The following is a 14,387-nucleotide window of genomic DNA, read 5'->3' as shown; positions in this document are numbered from 1 at the left end:
GTAAAACCGATTCGCGAGCAGGCTCGCTCCTACAATGGTTTTGTGGTGTTTGTAAAATCAGCGCTTAAGGCATAATCCGCCCCAACTCCAACAACAAGGATGCCTTCGAAGTGAGCTCAGTCAACAAGTCGATATTGTTGGTCGATGACGACCAGGAAATACGCGAGTTGCTGGAAACCTACCTGACCCGCGCCGGGTTTCAGGTGCGGGCCACCGCCGATGGTGCCGGTTTTCGTCAGGCGCTCAACGAGGCGCCGAGCGATCTGGTGATCCTCGATGTGATGCTGCCCGACGAAGACGGTTTCAGCCTGTGCCGCTGGGTGCGCCAGCATCCGCGCCAGGCGCAGGTGCCGATCATCATGCTGACCGCCAGTTCCGACGAAGCCGACCGGGTGATCGGTCTCGAGCTCGGCGCCGATGACTACCTCGGCAAACCGTTCAGCCCGCGCGAACTGCAAGCGCGCATCAAGGCTTTGTTGCGCCGCGCGCAATTCGCCCACGAACGCAGCGGCAGTGAAGTGCTGGCCTTCGACGACTGGCGCCTGGACACGGTCAGCCATCGGCTGTTCCACACCGACGGCGAGGAAGTGATTCTTTCCGGCGCCGATTTCGCTTTGCTGAAACTGTTTCTCGACCACCCGCAGCAAATCCTCGACCGCGACACCATCGGCAACGCCACCCGTGGCCGCGATCTGATGCCGCTCGATCGCATCGTCGACATGGCCGTCAGCCGTTTGCGCCAACGCCTGCGCGACACCGAAAAACCGCCACGACTGATTCGCACAGTGCGTGGCAGCGGTTACCAGTTGGCAGCCAATGTGGTTGCCGGCAATGCTCACTGAGTCACTGCGCAAGTTCGCCGGCCGCGTGCCGGTGCCGCGTTCGCTGCTCGGGCGGATGTTACTGCTGACCCTGCTGGCGGTGCTGTTCGCACAGACGTTGTCGAGTGTGATCTGGGTTTCGCAACTGCGCGCCACCCAGCTCGAAGGCCTGGTCACCAGTGCCCGCAGCCTGGCCCATTCGATGACCGCCAGCGTCAGTTATTTCCGTTCCTTGCCGGTGGCCTATCGCCCGCTGGTGCTCGATCAATTGCGCAGCATGGGCGGCACCCGATTTGTCGTGACCCTCAACGACAAGCCGCTGGGCATGGACGTGCTGCCAGTAACGCCGCGCAAAGCCGCGGTGATGCAAGCGGTGGACGAAGTGCTGCGCCAGTCCCTCGGCCATGACACGGATATTTCGGTGACCTTTGTCAGCCCCGAAGACCTGCGCATTTTCAACGCCGGACTGAAACTCGATGAATTGCCGCGCTCCTGGGCGCATTACGCATTGACCCTGGAACCGGTGAACCCGCCGGTGCTGGTCACACAAATTCAGATGGCCCCGGGCGAGTGGCTGTACATCGCCTCGTTGCTGCCCGAGCCGTACACCAGTCTCGAAGAGCAAGGCCTGCCGGCGCAGCAGGTGTGGTTCATCGTCCTCACCAGCGGTTTTCTGTTGCTGTTCATCGGCCTGCTGGTGCACTGGCAGAGTCGCCCGCTCAAGCGTCTGGCGCGGGCGGCGCGGGATCTGTCGCTGGGCGCCGATGTCGAGCCAGTGGCGGAGGGCGGTGGCAGTGAAGTGGTCGAAGTCGGCCGCGCGTTCAATACCATGCGCGAACGCATCAGCCGTTACCTGACCGAACGCAGCCAGTTGTTCAGCGCGATTTCCCACGACCTGCGCACGCCGATCACCCGCTTGCGTTTGCGCGTCGAACTGCTCGAAGACGAACAACTGCAAGCCAAGTTCGGCCGCGATCTGGATGAGCTGGAGCTGCTGGTCAAGGGCGCGCTGCAATGCGTGAAAGACACCGACATCCACGAGAACATCGAGCCGGTGGATCTCAATCACGTCCTCGATTGCCTGGTCGAGCCGTATCTGGCGCCGAACGGCAATGGCCGCGTAACCCAGCATGGCCGCGCGCTGTCGGCATATCCGGGCAAACCGCTGGCGCTCAAGCGCTGCATCGGCAACCTGATCGACAACGCCTTGAAATACGGACAGAACGCGCACCTGCACATTGATGACGATGACAGCGCCTTTGTCCTGCACGTCGATGACGAAGGGCCGGGCGTACCGCAGCAGCGCTTGGAGCAGGTGTTCGAACCGCACTTCCGCCTGGCGGGGCAGCAGCAGGGCTACGGACTCGGTCTGGGTATTGCGCGCAACATTGCCCACAGCCACGGCGGTGAGGTGACGCTGCAGAACCTGCGTGAAGGCGGGTTGCGAGTGACGTTGCAGTTGCCGCGCTCGGTAGATTGAAGATCAAAAGATCGCAGCCTTCGGCAGCTCCTACATTTGGGAATGCATTTCCATGTAGGAGCTGCCGAAGGCTGCGATCTTTTGACTTTGCTTTGCTAATGTCACAAGCCAGTGACAAACACCGTCCCCTTCGTTACAAGCCCGCCCCGGCCCGTTGTTTAGACTGCCCGCAGTCCTAACAACAAAAAAGGGTCACTCCATGGACACCTTTCACCCAGACTTCAGCAGTTGGCTGAACGCCCCTGCCCACCAGCAATGGCTCGCCGCCGAAGGCCTGCGTCTGCTGGATTTCGCCAAGGCGGCGAAGCTGCCCGAAGGTTTCGGCAATCTCGACGAGCGCGGCCATTTGCCGGCGCACGCGCAAGCCGAAACCATGAACACCGCGCGCATGACCCACAGCTTCGCCATGGCCCACATTCAGGGGCTGCCGGGGTTTGCCGAGCTGGTCGACCACGGCATCGCCGCTCTGCGCGGGCCACTGCGTGATGCGTTGCACGGTGGCTGGTTTGCGGTGGCCGAACACCGCGACGACAACACCGGCAAGAACGCCTATCTGCATGCCTTTGTCGCGCTCGCCGCCAGTTCCGCCGTGGTCGCGCAACGGCCCGGCGCCCAGGCCTTGCTCGATGATGCGATCGACATCATCGACACCTATTTCTGGAGCGAAGAAGAGGGCGCCATGCGCGAATTCTTCAATCGCGACTGGAGCGAAGAAGAAGCCTATCGCGGCGCCAACAGCAACATGCACGCGACCGAAGCGTTCCTTGCGCTGGCCGATGTCACCGAGGATCCGCGCTGGCTGGTGCGCGCGCAGCGCATCGTTGAACGGGTGATCCACGGTCACGCGGCGGCCAATGATTACATGGTCATCGAACACTTCGATCGCGACTGGCAGCCGCTGCGCGAATACAACCACGACAATCCTGCTGACGGTTTCCGTCCTTACGGCACCACGCCGGGCCATGGTTTCGAGTGGGCGCGATTGCTTCTGCACCTCGAAGCCGCGCGGGGGCAGGCGGGTATGCTCACGCCGGGCTGGCTGGCCCTTGATGCGCAAAAGCTGTTTGAAAACACTTGCCGCCACGGCTGGGATGTCGATGGTGCGCCGGGCATCGTCTACACCCTCGACTGGGATAACCAGGCCGTGGTCCGCCATCGCCTGCACTGGACGCATGCCGAAGCCAGCGCCGCCGCCAGTGCCTTGCTCAAACGCACCGGCGACGCGCAATACGAAAGCTGGTACCGACTGTTCTGGGAATTCTGTGAGACGAATTTCATCGACCGCTGCAACGGCAGCTGGCACCACGAACTCAATCCACAGAATGTGCCCAGTGCCGATATCTGGCCGGGCAAGCCCGATCTTTATCACGCCTGGCAGGCTGTGCTGATTCCGCGGTTGCCGCTGGCGCCGAGCATGGCCACGGCTTTGGCGCGGTTATCTCGGCCTGTTCCTGTGTAACCATGTCGTGACATTTACGCGTCCCTTCGTTACCTGCGAAGCGAAACGCTCTGTTTAAACTCCGTGCAGCGCAAGCACCAGACTTGCAATGCATAACAACAAGAAAGGTACATCTCGAATGAATGCGATTTCTCGCCTCGCTACTGTCATTTCTGTCACCTCCCTGTTCCCGCTCGCAATCCTGCCGTTCAGTGTCTCCGCTGCCGATTCCAAAGGTTCGGTCGAAGTCGTGCACTGGTGGACTTCCGGTGGCGAAAAAGCCGCTGTTGATGTGCTCAAGGCCCAAGTCGAAAAAGACGGTTTCACCTGGAAGGACGGCGCTGTCGCCGGTGGTGGCGGTGCGACTGCCATGACCGTGCTGAAGAGCCGCGCCGTTGCCGGTAACCCGCCTGGCGTTGCGCAGATCAAAGGCCCGGACATCCAGGAATGGGCGTCGACCGGACTGCTCGACACCGACGTGCTGAAAGACGTCGCCAAGTCGGAAAAGTGGGACAGCCTGCTCGACAAGAAAGTCTCCGATACCGTGAAGTACGACGGTGATTACGTGGCCGTGCCGGTGAACATTCACCGCGTCAACTGGCTGTGGATCAACCCGGAAGTCTTCAAGAAAGCCGGTATCACCAAGAATCCAACCACCCTCGAAGAATTCTACGCTGCCGGCGACAAGCTGAAAGCCGCGGGCTTCATTCCGCTCGCCCACGGCGGTCAGCCTTGGCAGGACAGCACCGTGTTCGAAGCCGTGGTGCTCTCGGTCATGGGCGTGGACGGCTACAAGAAAGCCCTGGTCGATCTCGACAACAAGGCGCTGACCGGTCCGGAAATGGTCAAGGCGCTCACCGAGCTGAAAAAAGTCGCGACCTACATGGACGCTGACGGCAAAGGTCAGGACTGGAACCTCGAAGCGGCCAAGGTCATCAACGGCAAGGCCGGCATGCAGATCATGGGTGACTGGGCCAAGTCCGAATGGACCGCCGCCAAGAAAGTCGCCGGCAAGGACTACGAGTGCGTAGCGTTCCCGGGCACCGACAAGGCGTTCACCTACAACATCGACTCGCTGGCCGTGTTCAAGCAGAAGGACGCAGGCACGGCGGCCGGTCAGCAGGACATCGCCAAGGTCGTGCTGGGTGAGAACTTCCAGAAAGTCTTCAGCATCAACAAAGGCTCGATCCCGGTACGCAACGACATGTTGAACAACATGGACAAGCTCGGCTTCGATTCCTGCGCACAGACCGCTGCCAAGGACTTCCTCGCGGACGCCAAGTCCGGCGGCCTGCAACCAAGCATGGCGCACAACATGGCGACCACGCTGGCCGTGCAGGGCGCGTTCTTTGACGTAGTCACCAACTACATCAACGACCCGAAAGCCGACCCGGCTGATGCGGCGAAGAAACTTGGCGCGGCAGTGCAGTCGGCTAAATAAGCGCCTTGGCGGCGAGCTGCAAGCTTCAAGCTTCAAGCTGCAAGTTAAAGGCTTGCGCGCTGTTGGTCTTGTAGCTTGCAGCTTGCAGCTGTTCTTCTCTTTCTTTTCTGGATTTGCTCATGAGTTCTGTTGCTGTGTTCAGCAAGGCCTCGCCGTTCGATGCATTGCAGCGCTGGCTACCGAAACTGGTGCTGGCGCCGAGCATGTTCATCGTGCTGGTGGGCTTCTATGGCTACATCCTGTGGACGTTCATTCTGTCGTTCACCACGTCGACCTTTCTGCCCAACTACAAGTGGGCCGGTCTGGCGCAATACGCGCGGTTGTTCGACAACGATCGCTGGTGGGTGGCGAGCAAGAACCTCGCCGTGTTCGGCGGCATGTTCATTGGCATCACCCTGGTGATCGGCGTGTTGCTGGCGGTGTTCCTCGACCAGCGCATCCGTCGCGAAGGCTTTATCCGCACCATTTACCTGTACCCGATGGCGCTCTCGATGATCGTCACCGGTACTGCGTGGAAATGGCTGCTCAACCCGGGCATGGGCCTGGACAAATTGTTGCGTGACTGGGGCTGGGAAGGCTTCCGTCTGGACTGGCTGATCGACCCGGATCGCGTGGTTTATTGCCTGGTGATCGCCGCTGTGTGGCAAGCCTCGGGCTTCATCATGGCGATGTTCCTCGCCGGCCTGCGTGGCGTCGATCAATCGATCATCCGTGCCGCGCAGATCGACGGCGCGAGCATGCCGCGCATCTACTGGAAAGTCGTGCTGCCAAGCCTGCGTCCGGTGTTCTTCAGTGCGGTGATGATCCTTGCGCACATCGCGATCAAGAGCTTCGACCTCGTTGCGGCAATGACCGCCGGCGGGCCGGGTTATTCCTCCGACCTGCCAGCGATGTTCATGTATTCCTTCACCTTCAGTCGCGGCCAGATGGGCATGGGCTCGGCCAGTGCGATTCTGATGCTCGGTGCGATCCTCGCGATCATCGTGCCTTACCTGTACTCCGAGCTGAGGACCAAGCGTAATGACTAGTCTCGCTGCCAAACCCGCTATCAGCTTGAGCCGCATCGCAATCTATGCGGTGCTGATCTTCGCGGTGTTTCTCTATCTGGTGCCGCTGGTGGTCATGTTGCTGACCAGCTTCAAGACACCGGAAGACATCAGCACCGGCAACCTGCTGAGCTGGCCGACCGTGGTCAGCGGCATCGGTTGGGTCAAGGCCTGGGCCACGGTTGATGGCTACTTCTGGAACTCGATCAAGATCACCGTACCGGCCGTAATCATCTCCACCGCCATCGGTGCGTTGAACGGTTACGTGCTGTCGATGTGGCGCTTCCGGGGTTCGCAGCTGTTTTTCGGTCTGTTGCTGTTCGGCTGCTTCCTGCCGTTCCAGACCGTGCTGCTGCCGGCCTCGTTCACCCTTGGCAAGATGGGCCTGGCGAGCACCACCACCGGCCTGGTCTTCGTTCACGTGGTTTACGGTCTGGCGTTCACCACGCTGTTCTTCCGCAACTACTACGTGAGCATTCCCGATGCGCTGGTCAAGGCTGCACGCCTGGATGGCGCCGGGTTCTTCACGATTTTCCGCCGCATCATCCTGCCGATGTCGACGCCGATCATCATGGTCTGCCTGATCTGGCAGTTCACCCAGATCTGGAACGACTTCCTGTTCGGGGTGGTGTTCTCCAGCGGTGATTCGCAACCGATCACCGTGGCGCTGAACAACCTGGTCAACACCAGCACCGGCGCCAAGGAATACAACGTGGATATGGCAGCGGCGATGATCGCCGGCCTGCCGACCCTGCTGGTCTATGTGGTCGCAGGCAAGTATTTCGTGCGCGGGCTGACGGCCGGCGCGGTCAAGGGGTAATCATGGCTACGCTTGAACTTCGCAACGTAAACAAGACCTACGGGGCCGGCCTGCCGGACACCCTGAAGAACATCGAACTGTCGATCAAGGATGGTGAATTCCTGATCCTCGTCGGCCCGTCGGGCTGCGGCAAATCGACCTTGATGAACTGCATCGCCGGTCTGGAAACCATCACCGGCGGCGCGATCATGATCGGTGATCAGGACGTCAGCGGCATGAGCCCCAAGGATCGTGACATCGCCATGGTGTTCCAGTCCTACGCGCTGTACCCGACCATGAGCGTGCGCGAAAACATCGAGTTCGGCCTGAAAATCCGCAAGATGCCCCAGGCGGCGATCGACGAAGAAGTCGCCCGCGTGGCCAAGCTGCTGCAGATCGAACACCTGCTCAATCGCAAGCCGGGCCAGCTCTCCGGTGGTCAACAACAGCGCGTGGCGATGGGTCGTGCCCTGGCGCGGCGTCCGAAGATTTATCTGTTCGACGAACCGCTGTCCAACCTCGACGCCAAGCTGCGCGTCGAGATGCGTACCGAAATGAAACTGATGCACCAGCGCCTGAAAACCACCACGGTCTACGTGACCCACGACCAGATCGAAGCGATGACTCTGGGCGATAAAGTGGCGGTGATGAAGGACGGCATCATCCAGCAGTTCGGCACGCCGAAAGACATCTACACCGACCCGGCGAACCTGTTCGTCGCCAGCTTCATCGGTTCGCCGCCGATGAACTTCATCCCCCTGCGTCTGCAGCGCAAGGATGGTCGTCTGCTGGCGCTGCTCGACAGCGGTCAGGCGCGTTGTGAATTGCCGATGAGCATGCAGGACGCCGGGCTTGAAGATCGCGAAGTGATCCTCGGCCTGCGGCCGGAGCAGATCTGTCTGGCGAACGGCGAGGGCAATGGCCTGCCGAGCATCCGCGCGGAAGTGCAGGTCACGGAACCGACCGGGCCGGACACCCTGGTGTTCGTCAACCTGAATGACACCAAGGTCTGCTGCCGACTGGCACCGGACGTGGCACCGCAGGTGGGCGAAAGCCTGACGCTGCAGTTCGATCCATCGAAAGTGTTGTTGTTTGATGCCAATACCGGCGAGCGTCTGGGCACTGCCGGCCAACCACAGACCGATGCGCGGTCTGCGAACGTGGCGCAGTTCAAAGGGCGCTGAAAAACAATGTAGGAGTGAGCCTGCTCGCGATGACGGTGTATCAGTCGACAGAGATGTTGAATGTCAAACCGCTATCGCGAGCAGGCTCACTCCTACAAGGAGCACGCGGTGAATGGCCTGTCATTCGTCGCACTTTATGTAAACCGCGTTAGATAAAAACAGTTAATAACAATAAAGACGAGGATGTAGGGATGAAAAAGAAACACGTCAATGCCCGGTTGATCTGCCAGGTTTCAGCGGCAGCTGCACTGGTGCTGGCCGGTAACGCAATGGCGGCGGATGCCTTCAGCTCCGACTCCAAATGGATGACCGGCGACTGGGGCGGCGAGCGCACCAGGCTGATCGAGCAGGGTATCGACATCAAGGCCGACTACGTTGGCGAGATGGGCGCCAATCTTCACGGCGGTTATGACGACGACAAGACCGGCCGCTACAGCGACCAGTTCGGCCTCGGCGTGGCCCTCGACCTGCAGAAGCTGTGGGGCTGGGACAACACCCAAGCGAAGATCCAGCTGACCAACCGTAACGGCTACAACATCTCCAACGACCGCGTTGGCGATCCGCGTGCCGGCACCCTCAGCTCCTCGCAGGAAGTCTACGGCCGTGGCCACATGGTGCGTCTGACCCAGCTGTGGATTCAGCACCAGTTCTTCGACAACAAGCTCGACGTCAAGGCCGGTTACTTCGGCGAAGGCGAAGACTTCAACACCTTCCCGTGCGACTTCCAGAACCTCGCGTTCTGCGGTTCGCAAGTGGGTAACTGGGCGACCAACATCTGGTACAACTGGCCAGTCAGCCAGGCCGCGATCCGTGTGAAGTACAACATCAACGACGAGCTCTACGCACAGATCGGTGCGTACAACCAGAACCCGTCGCAGCTGGAACACGGCAACGGCTTCAAGCTCAGCGGCAGCGGCACCAAGGGTACCGTTCTGCCCGTTGAATTGGTCTGGTCGCCAAAGGTCAACAGCCTGCCGGGCGAATACCGCGTCGGTTACTACAAGAGCACGGCCGACGCCGACGACGTTCGCGAAGACGTCAACGGTTTCGACGCAGCAACCACCGGTGACGACTACAAGTCGCACAACAGCAAGCACGGCTACTGGTTCGTCGCGCAACAACAACTCACCAGCCACAACGGTGATGCCACTCGCGGTCTGAACATCGCTGCCAACGCGACCTTCCACGACAAGGACACCAACTTCATCGACAACTACCAGTCGGTGATGTTTGTCTACAAAGGCCCGTTCGATGCACGTCCGAAGGATGACATCGGTATTGGCGCGGCGCGTATCCACGTCAACAAGGACGTCAAGCGCAACGCTGAACTGCTGAACGCTTCCAACGGTGTGTCCGACTACGACAACGCCGCGTTCTCGCCGATTCGTGAAACCGAATACAACTACGAGCTCAACTACGGCATCCACGTCACCAACTGGCTGACCGTGCGTCCCAACCTGCAATACATCACCCATCCGGGCGGTGTGGATGAAGTCGATAACGCTTTGGTCGCTGGCCTGAAAATTCAGTCAACGTTCTGACGCGTCTGCGATAAGCTCCTCTCTATGTGCGCATTTTGCGGACAGCCCAGGCTGTCCGCTTTTTTTTGCCAGACCCGTATACAAGCCTTGTGTCGTACGCATTTGTGGCGAGGGAGCTTGCTCCCGCTCGGCTGCGCAGCAGTCGTAGACCCGGTCAATGCAGTCTTGCTGACACACAGCAGTAAATGGTTTTTGGGCCGCTTCGCAGTCCGGCGGGACGGTGCGACGATTCGACAAGCGCCCTCGCCACAAAAGCAATGTGGAATTTGGTACTCGATGATTTTCAGGATCGTGGCAAATGCATGAGCATCCGCTGCAACGCTTTTTCAAGTCCCTGCGCGAGCGACCGGTGTTCGCCTGGGAGCGCTATCAGATGCGCGACGTGTTGGTGATCGATCATCCGCTGTGTCAGGCGGTGTTCAGTCGTCAAGGCGCGCAATTGCTGCACTTTCAACCGCGTGGGCAGAAGCCGTGGTTGTGGTGCGCGGCGAAGTGGCCGCATGTCGGCGCGATCCGTGGTGGCGTGCCGGTGTGCTGGCCTTGGTATGGCCGTCATCCGAGCGAAAACGCCTGGCCGTCACATGGCTGGGCGCGGCTGCTCGACTGGAAACTGCTCGACAGCAGCAGCGCCGAGGATGGCGTGCGCCTGCACTGGCAACTGCAGCTGTGCGATTGGCAGGTCGACCTGCACGCGCATCTGGGCGAACGCATGGAATTACGCTTGAGCACCGAGCATCAGGACGACATGCCGTGCCAGTTGAGCCAGGCTTTGCACGCTTACTGGCGTATTGGCGATGTCGGTGAGATAGCGCTGTCTGGCCTCGAAGGCGCACAGGGTTATGACCAGTTGAACCGTCAGGTCTGTCAGCAGGAAGGTGAGTTGCGGGTTGATGGCGGTTGTCAGCGGGTGTTCCAGCATGACGGCGAATTGCAGATCAAGGATCACGCCTGGCAGCGCGAGTTGTGCATCGATACCGGCGACAGTGGTGACACCGTGGTGTGGCATCCCGGCGCGCGACCGTTGCTGGGAGTGAGCTGGGACGAGATTTCCGAGTTTGTTTGCGTGGAAGCAGCGGCGGGCGGAACGGACAGTCTGCACCTGGCGCCGGGGGAGAAGGCGCATTTGAGTTTGCAGGCGTGGGCGGCGGCTTGAGTGTGTCAGTTGGAGCGCGGGCCCTCACCCTAGCCCTCTCCCAGAGGGAGAGGGGACCGAATGGGGGATATTCAGGAGATCCACCGACCTGAACGAATGTCGGTGAATCCATAATCGACTCGGTCATTCAGGTCGATGTCCAGCGCGAGACACCTCCGTCGGCTCCCTCTCCCTCCGGGAGAGGGCTGGGGTGAGGGTTGGCTTTTCGCATTTAACGCTTCAATTGAACTCATCACCCACCGGATACCGGCTGGCATTCAAACTCTCTTTGATCTTTCGCAAATGCGGCTGGAAATCCACGCCACGGCGCAAGGTCATCCCGGTCGCCAGCACATCCAGCACGGTCAGCTGGATGATCCGCGACGTCATCGGCATATAAATGTCGGTGTCTTCCGGCAACGGAATATTCAGGCTCAGGGTACTGGCCTTGGCCAGCGGCGAATTTTCCGCGGTCAGGCCCAGCACTGACGCGCCGTTCTCCCGGGCAATCCGCGCCACTTCCACCAGTTCGCGCGTACGCCCGGTGTAGGAAATGATCACGAACAGCTCACCGGTGTGCGCCACCGAGGCAATCATCCGCTGCATCAGCACATCGGCATGCGCGGTGACGGCGAGGTTGAAGCGGAAGAACTTGTGTTGCGCATCCAGTGCCACCGGAGCCGAAGCGCCGAGGCCGAAGAAGTGGATCTGCCGCGCCTGGATCAACAGGTCGACGGCGCGGCTGATCAGGTTCGGGTCCAGCGCCTGGCAAGCACTGTCAAGCGAGGCGATGGCGCTGCCGAAAATCTTCTGCGTGTAGGCTTCGGGATTGTCGTCAGCCTCGACCGCGCGGCTGACATACGCCGCGCCACTGGCCAGGCTCTGGGCCAATTGCAGCTTGAGTTCGGGATAACCGCTGACACCGAACGAACGGCAGAAACGGTTGACCGTCGGTTCGCTCACCGAGGCGGCCTGGGCGAGGGCGGCGATGCTGAAGCGGGTGGCCTGCTGTGGGTTGAGCAGGATCACCTCGGCGACCTTACGTTCGGCCTTGTTCAGCTCTTCAAGGCGACTCTGGATCTGTTCCAGTAAATTTCGCACGCGGTCCATATGGAATTCCTGATTCACCAACGCAGAGTTGCGTCGGGCTATGCAAATTGGGCCTTTGATATGGCCCGTGACGGTGGCCTATCCTACTGATGCGTCCGGGCGACCACCACTCGGATTGTGCATTGTGGGAAAATGTTGTGGTTATTACTACATTTTCCCTTGAGTGATGCCTTGAAAAAAGGTATTTGTAGCTTAACTTGATAAAAGAACAAACATCATGCCTTCCATTACGGTTGAACCGTGCACCTTTGCCTTGTTCGGCGCGCTGGGCGATCTGGCCCTGCGCAAGCTGTTTCCTGCCCTGTATCACCTTGACGGTGCCGACTTGCTGCACGAGGACACGCGCATCATCGCGCTGGCCCGTGAGCCCGGCAGCGAGCAGCAGCACATGGCGTTCATCGCCGCCGAATTGCGCCGTTACGTCGGCAAAGAGCTGAACGAAACCGTAGCTGAGCGCTTTCTCGCGCGCCTGACCTATCTGCACGTCGACTTCCTCAAGGCCGAAGACTACGTGGCGCTGGCGGAACTGGCCGGCAGCAGCCAGCGCATGATCGCCTACTTCGCCACTCCGGCGGCGGTGTACGGCGCGATCTGCGAGAACCTGGAAAAAGTCGGTCTGGCCGAAAATACCCGGGTGGTGCTGGAAAAGCCGATCGGCTCTGACCTTGAGTCGTCGCGCAAGGTCAACGATGCCGTCGCGCAGTTCTTCCCGGAAGACCGCACTTACCGCATCGACCACTACCTGGGCAAAGAAACCGTTCAGAACCTGATCGCCCTGCGTTTCGCCAACAGCCTGTTCGAAACCCAGTGGAACCAGAATTACATCTCCCACGTGGAAATCACCGTGGCCGAGAAGGTTGGCATCGAAGGCCGTTGGGGCTATTTCGACAAGGCCGGCCAACTGCGCGACATGATCCAGAATCACCTGTTGCAGCTGCTCTGCCTGATTGCCATGGACCCGCCGGCCGACCTGTCCGCCGACAGCATCCGTGACGAAAAGGTGAAGGTGCTCAAGGCGCTGGCGCCGATCAGCCCGGAAGGCCTGACCACGCAAGTGGTGCGCGGCCAGTACATCGCCGGACACAGCGAGGGGAAATCCGTTCCCGGTTACCTCGAAGAACCGAATTCCAATACCCAGAGCGACACCGAAACCTTCGTCGCCCTGCGTGCCGATATCCGTAACTGGCGCTGGGCCGGCGTGCCGTTCTACCTGCGCACCGGCAAGCGCATGCCGCAGAAGCTGTCGCAGATCGTCATCCATTTCAAGGAACCGTCGCACTATATCTTCGCCCCTGAGCAGCGCCTGCAGATCAGCAACAAACTGATCATCCGCCTGCAACCGGACGAAGGCATTTCCTTGCGGGTGATGACCAAGGAGCAGGGCCTGGACAAGGGCATGCAACTGCGCAGCGGGCCGCTGCAACTGAATTTCTCCGACACCTGGCGTAGCGCGCGGATCCCCGACGCCTACGAACGGCTGTTGCTGGAAGTGATGAACGGCAATCAGAACCTGTTTGTCCGTAAAGATGAAATCGAAGCCGCGTGGAAGTGGTGTGACCAGTTGATCGCCGGGTGGAAAAAATCCGGTGACGCGCCCAAGCCGTATGCGGCCGGGTCGTGGGGGCCGATGAGCTCCATTGCATTGATCACGCGGGACGGGAGGTCGTGGTATGGCGATATCTGATGTGCAACTGCCAACGGGCGTGACTGCCCGCGAATTCAACAGCGCGGTGCTGCTCGCCGAAGGTCTGGCGCTGAACGTTGCCCAGCAACTGAGCGAAGCGATTGCGGCACGCGGCAACGCGGTGCTGGTGGTGTCCGGCGGGCGCAGCCCGGTAGCATTTTTCCAGCACCTGGCCAAGCAGGAGCTGGACTGGGCGAAAGTCGTTGTGACCCTGGCCGACGAGCGCTGGGTGCCGGTCGAGCACGCCGACAGCAATGCCGGCCTGCTCAAGCAATACCTGCTCAAAGGCCCGGCGGCCAAGGCACAGTTCCTCAGCCTCTACAGTGCGGCGGCCAACGTCGAACAGGCTGCTGAACAGGCCGACCGTCTGCTCGCCGAGCTGCCGCCGATCGACGTATTGGTGCTGGGGATGGGTGATGACGGCCACACCGCATCGCTGTTCCCCGACAGCCCGAACCTCGCCGAAGCCCTGCAAACCGAAGGCACGCGTCGTTGCTGGCCGATGCTGGCGCCAAGCGTGCCGCGTCAGCGCCTGACCATGAGCCGTGCACTGCTGGCCTCGGCCCGGCACAAGATTCTGTCGATTTCCGGTCAATCGAAACTGACCACTCTGAATGCCGCGCTGGCATCCGATGACGTCTCGGCCATGCCGGTGCGCGCGTTTCTGCAACCTACGTTAGAGATTTACTGGTGCCCATGAGCCAAGGAACA

12 protein-coding genes are annotated in these 14,387 nt (G+C 60.4%); 11 read left to right on the top strand and 1 reads right to left on the bottom strand.

What is annotated here, in order from left to right; genetic code table 11:
* The first annotated feature begins 110 nt into the window (after nt 1-110).
* From GXB78_RS07705 to GXB78_RS07665, 9 genes are all read left to right on the top strand, one after another.
* A complete protein-coding gene (locus tag GXB78_RS07705; RefSeq protein ID WP_039758123.1) occupies nt 111-842 on the top strand; it encodes a response regulator in 732 nt (243 codons plus the stop codon).
* Nucleotides 832-2,301 carry an ATP-binding protein gene (locus GXB78_RS07700; protein ID WP_329514979.1) on the top strand — a complete coding sequence of 490 codons (1,470 nt, stop codon included), beginning with the start codon at nt 832-834 and terminating at the stop codon, nt 2,299-2,301. Before GXB78_RS07705 ends, GXB78_RS07700 begins: the two co-directional genes overlap by 11 nt.
* A gap of 199 nt (nt 2,302-2,500) precedes the next feature.
* Nucleotides 2,501-3,760, top strand: coding sequence for a D-mannose isomerase (locus GXB78_RS07695; protein WP_329514978.1), 1,260 nt, complete (start codon nt 2,501-2,503; stop codon nt 3,758-3,760).
* Nucleotides 3,761-3,878: 118 nt separating this feature from the next.
* Nucleotides 3,879-5,180, top strand: coding sequence for an ABC transporter substrate-binding protein (locus GXB78_RS07690; protein WP_329514977.1), 1,302 nt, complete (start codon nt 3,879-3,881; stop codon nt 5,178-5,180).
* A gap of 119 nt (nt 5,181-5,299) precedes the next feature.
* Nucleotides 5,300-6,208, top strand: a complete 909-nt coding sequence (locus tag GXB78_RS07685; protein ID WP_042607263.1) for a carbohydrate ABC transporter permease — start codon at nt 5,300-5,302, stop codon at nt 6,206-6,208.
* Complete coding sequence (locus GXB78_RS07680) at nt 6,201-7,046, top strand: carbohydrate ABC transporter permease (protein WP_042607262.1); 846 nt, start codon at nt 6,201-6,203, stop codon at nt 7,044-7,046. The genes GXB78_RS07685 and GXB78_RS07680 overlap by 8 nt, the downstream gene beginning before the upstream one ends.
* Before the next feature lie 2 nt (nt 7,047-7,048).
* Nucleotides 7,049-8,209, top strand: a complete 1,161-nt coding sequence (locus tag GXB78_RS07675; RefSeq protein WP_329514976.1) for an ABC transporter ATP-binding protein — start codon at nt 7,049-7,051, stop codon at nt 8,207-8,209.
* A gap of 191 nt (nt 8,210-8,400) precedes the next feature.
* Nucleotides 8,401-9,750 (top strand): carbohydrate porin, encoded by a 1,350-nt coding sequence (locus tag GXB78_RS07670; RefSeq protein WP_329514975.1) that lies wholly within the window; start codon nt 8,401-8,403, stop codon nt 9,748-9,750.
* A gap of 298 nt (nt 9,751-10,048) precedes the next feature.
* On the top strand, nt 10,049-10,903 hold the full coding sequence (locus GXB78_RS07665; RefSeq protein WP_329514974.1) for a D-hexose-6-phosphate mutarotase: 855 nt from the start codon (nt 10,049-10,051) through the stop codon (nt 10,901-10,903).
* A gap of 219 nt (nt 10,904-11,122) precedes the next feature.
* Here GXB78_RS07665 and GXB78_RS07660 read toward each other — a convergent pair whose 3' ends face one another.
* Nucleotides 11,123-11,983 carry a MurR/RpiR family transcriptional regulator gene (locus GXB78_RS07660; protein ID WP_169842436.1) on the bottom strand — a complete coding sequence of 287 codons (861 nt, stop codon included), beginning with the start codon at nt 11,981-11,983 and terminating at the stop codon, nt 11,123-11,125.
* 226 nt (nt 11,984-12,209) lie between these two features.
* Between GXB78_RS07660 and zwf the strand changes: the two genes are divergently transcribed.
* Nucleotides 12,210-13,676: a glucose-6-phosphate dehydrogenase gene (gene zwf, locus GXB78_RS07655; RefSeq protein ID WP_016773537.1), complete on the top strand. Its 1,467-nt coding sequence runs from the start codon at nt 12,210-12,212 to the stop codon at nt 13,674-13,676.
* On the top strand, nt 13,663-14,376 hold the full coding sequence (pgl, locus tag GXB78_RS07650; RefSeq protein ID WP_329514973.1) for a 6-phosphogluconolactonase: 714 nt from the start codon (nt 13,663-13,665) through the stop codon (nt 14,374-14,376). Before zwf ends, pgl begins: the two co-directional genes overlap by 14 nt.
* Nucleotides 14,377-14,387 lie beyond the last annotated feature (11 nt).

It is taken from the genome of Pseudomonas moraviensis subsp. stanleyae, assembly GCF_036283065.1.
GTDB lineage: Bacteria > Pseudomonadota > Gammaproteobacteria > Pseudomonadales > Pseudomonadaceae > Aquipseudomonas > Aquipseudomonas stanleyae.
Note: the sequence above shows the minus strand (reverse complement) of the source record. Positions and strands in the feature narration are given on the sequence as shown.

Coding starts and splice junctions, on each gene's coding strand:
- GXB78_RS07700 (WP_329514979.1), top strand. CDS start 832: ATGCTCACTGAGTCACTGCGCAAGTTCGCCGGCCGCGTGCCGGTGCCG.
- GXB78_RS07695 (WP_329514978.1), top strand. CDS start 2,501: ATGGACACCTTTCACCCAGACTTCAGCAGTTGGCTGAACGCCCCTGCC.
- GXB78_RS07690 (WP_329514977.1), top strand. CDS start 3,879: ATGAATGCGATTTCTCGCCTCGCTACTGTCATTTCTGTCACCTCCCTG.
- GXB78_RS07685 (WP_042607263.1), top strand. CDS start 5,300: ATGAGTTCTGTTGCTGTGTTCAGCAAGGCCTCGCCGTTCGATGCATTG.
- GXB78_RS07680 (WP_042607262.1), top strand. CDS start 6,201: ATGACTAGTCTCGCTGCCAAACCCGCTATCAGCTTGAGCCGCATCGCA.
- GXB78_RS07675 (WP_329514976.1), top strand. CDS start 7,049: ATGGCTACGCTTGAACTTCGCAACGTAAACAAGACCTACGGGGCCGGC.
- GXB78_RS07670 (WP_329514975.1), top strand. CDS start 8,401: ATGAAAAAGAAACACGTCAATGCCCGGTTGATCTGCCAGGTTTCAGCG.
- GXB78_RS07665 (WP_329514974.1), top strand. CDS start 10,049: ATGCATGAGCATCCGCTGCAACGCTTTTTCAAGTCCCTGCGCGAGCGA.
- zwf (WP_016773537.1), top strand. CDS start 12,210: ATGCCTTCCATTACGGTTGAACCGTGCACCTTTGCCTTGTTCGGCGCG.
- pgl (WP_329514973.1), top strand. CDS start 13,663: ATGGCGATATCTGATGTGCAACTGCCAACGGGCGTGACTGCCCGCGAA.